A 2,274-nucleotide genomic window follows, 5' to 3' on the forward strand; every position below is an offset into this window, starting at 1 on the left:
GCTTCAGCCCGGCCCCGAGGTACGGAACCCATCGCTGGTCCGCATCGCTGCGCCAGCGGTAGAGGAGCCCCGGGGTGACGCCCAGCTCGGAGAAGGTGGAGTCCCCGGAGCCGCCATACCCCACCTCCAGCGGCAGGCGGAACGCCCACCGGGCACCGAGATCCACCTGGAAGGCGGCCTGGAGGCTGATGCCTACCGCCGTCCGGCCGCCCGAGAACGCCTGAATGGGCCCCAGTGAGATGGGCTCCAGACTGATTCCGGCACCGAAGCGGCCCGAGCGCGGCACGTCACCTGCGTTTGCTGTCGATACAAGGCCAACGACCAGAAGCGGGATGAGCGTCATTCCATCCACTGTAGCCGCAGCCACCGCACGAACAGCAGCGCAAGCAGCACCCAAAGGGCGATGATGACCGCCCCGGCGGCCCAATTCGTCTTGCGCAGGTTCGCTTCCTGGCGGGCCCTGTCCCGGCACTCGGCGAGCACTGCGGGAGGGATGAGCCTGCGGACCCAAAGAATGCCAAGCGGGACGAGGACCAGGTCATCCAGCAGGCCGAGGACCGGGATGAAGTCTGGAATGAGGTCGATGGGGCTCAGCGCATAGGCGACCACCGCCGCCGCGAGGAGCTTCGCGTACCAGGGGACTCCCGGGTGCCGGGCCGCGATGAAGAGCGCCGCCACCTCCGTCTTGAGCTGCCGGACCTTCTGTCTCCACCGTTCCAGGCTCTGCATGGTCGCGGAAGTTTAGTCACCCCAGGGGGTACCGTGACGCACGCGACAGTCCATGCACGGATGCGCGCCCGGCGTCCGCCCCACTGAGAGCATCACGGCCATGGATGACCCGAAGCAGCGGGAGGACACCGGCGGCTCGTCCGGGCCCCGGCACGATGCGCCCGAGGAGCAGCCACAGAAGTCCTACGAGACCATCCTCGCGCAGCAGGTCCATCAGGCGAAGCAGGAGCTGGCTCGCCCCGCGCGCGGACTGCTCCTGTCCTCGCTGGCCGCGGGGCTGGAGATTGGCGTGGGGCCGTTCCTCATGGCGGTGCTCCTCACCCTCACGAAGGGAGTCTTGAGCCGCCCGGTCGTGGAGCTGCTGTTGGCGCTCGGGTACTCGGTGGGATTCATCCTGGTGGTGGTGGGGCGCTCGGAGCTCTTCACCGAGCACACCGCCCTGGCCGTGCAGCCCGTGCTGGACCGTGCGGTGCCGGTGCTCAAGCTGATGCGCCTGTGGGGGCTGGTGCTGGCGGGCAATCTGCTGGGCGCCACCCTGTTCTCCGCCTTCGCCGCATACCTCGGGCCGGCGTTGGGCGTGATGGACCGCTCCGCCATCGGAGAGCTGGCCCACAACGTCATCAAGCACTCCTCCGGCACCCTGTTCCTGAGCGCGGTGATGGCGGGATGGCTGATGGGGCTCGTCGCCTGGATTGCGACCGCCGCCCGGGAGACGATCAGCCAGGTGGTCCTGGTGGGCCTCATCACCCTGGCCATCGGCCTGGCCCACCTGCACCACTCCATCGCCGGGGCCGTCGAGGTTCTGATGGGTGTCTTCGCCGGCCATGGAGCCTCGGTGGCGGACTTCGGCCGCTTCCTCCTCTTGTCCGTGCTGGGCAATGCCGTGGGCGGAAGCATCTTCGTGGCCCTGCTCAAGCACGGGCACGTGCGGCACTCCGCTTGAAGCCCCCAGCCCGGGAGCCCCTGTCGCCCGGGCAGGCGGCCGGCCCCGGGCGGAAAGTGGGCGGGTGAACCCTCCCGCGGCCCTGTCAGGAACAGCCCCGGAGGCCCCGTCCGAAGTTCTTGCGGTGACGGCCCTGGCCCGGTATACGGGCGGGGCTTCACGGCCAGGTAGCTCACCTGGTTAGAGCGGCGGTCTCATAATCCGCAGGTAGTCAGTTCAAGTCTGACCCTGGCCATCAAGCAGCCCCGGAGTCACTTTCCCAAGTGATTCCGGGGCTTTTTCATTTCCGGCCGGGGCCCGGCCGGGCTCCGTGGCGGGCCGACGTCCACGTCCGAAAACGGCCAGACATCCCGGGGCGGCCGTGTGACCTTCACCCCATGGACGGCCTGGACCCCACCGCCTGCTACCGCGCGCTGACGACGCGGGACTCCCGCTTCGACGGGCGGTTCTTCACCGCCGTGAAGACGACGCGCATCTACTGCCGCCCCATCTGCCCGGCCCGCGCGCCCCGCTTCGAGAACTGCACCTTCTACCCTTCCGCCGCCGCCGCGCAGGAAGCCGGCTTCCGCCCCTGCCTCCGCTGCCGCCCCGAGGCCTGTCTC

General features: G+C 69.3%; 4 protein-coding genes and 1 tRNA gene. 3 read left to right on the forward strand and 2 right to left on the reverse strand.

From position 1 onward, the window contains the following. Together D7X55_RS38620 and D7X55_RS47655 are read right to left on the reverse strand one after the other, a co-directional pair. Positions 1-286: hypothetical protein (locus D7X55_RS38620; RefSeq protein ID WP_147470400.1), on the reverse strand; the 286-nt coding region annotated here is incomplete at its 3' end. A 53-nt stretch (positions 287-339) separates the two neighbouring features. Beyond that, positions 340-729 (reverse strand): DUF1232 domain-containing protein, encoded by a 390-nt coding sequence (locus D7X55_RS47655; RefSeq protein WP_121725645.1) that lies wholly within the window; start codon positions 727-729, stop codon positions 340-342. A 100-nt stretch (positions 730-829) separates the two neighbouring features. On the opposite strand from D7X55_RS47655, the gene D7X55_RS38630 reads away from it, so the two are divergent. The 3 genes from D7X55_RS38630 to D7X55_RS38640 all read left to right on the forward strand — a co-directional run. Continuing rightward, positions 830-1,672 (forward strand): formate/nitrite transporter family protein, encoded by an 843-nt coding sequence (locus tag D7X55_RS38630; protein ID WP_121725646.1) that lies wholly within the window; start codon positions 830-832, stop codon positions 1,670-1,672. Positions 1,673-1,833: 161 nt separating this feature from the next. Then, a tRNA-Ile gene (locus D7X55_RS38635) sits at positions 1,834-1,907 on the forward strand. Between the two features lie 142 nt (positions 1,908-2,049). After that, positions 2,050-2,274: Ada metal-binding domain-containing protein (locus D7X55_RS38640; protein ID WP_304988921.1), on the forward strand; the 225-nt coding region annotated here is incomplete at its 3' end.

The sequence above is a fragment of the Corallococcus sp. AB049A genome, from assembly GCF_003668885.1.
In the GTDB taxonomy this organism is placed as follows: domain Bacteria; phylum Myxococcota; class Myxococcia; order Myxococcales; family Myxococcaceae; genus Corallococcus; species Corallococcus interemptor.

Bases quoted from the DNA above. Each gene is read 5' to 3' on its own strand.
- D7X55_RS47655 (WP_121725645.1), bottom strand. From the start codon at position 729: ATGCAGAGCCTGGAACGGTGGAGACAGAAGGTCCGGCAGCTCAAGACG.
- D7X55_RS38630 (WP_121725646.1), top strand. From the start codon at position 830: ATGGATGACCCGAAGCAGCGGGAGGACACCGGCGGCTCGTCCGGGCCC.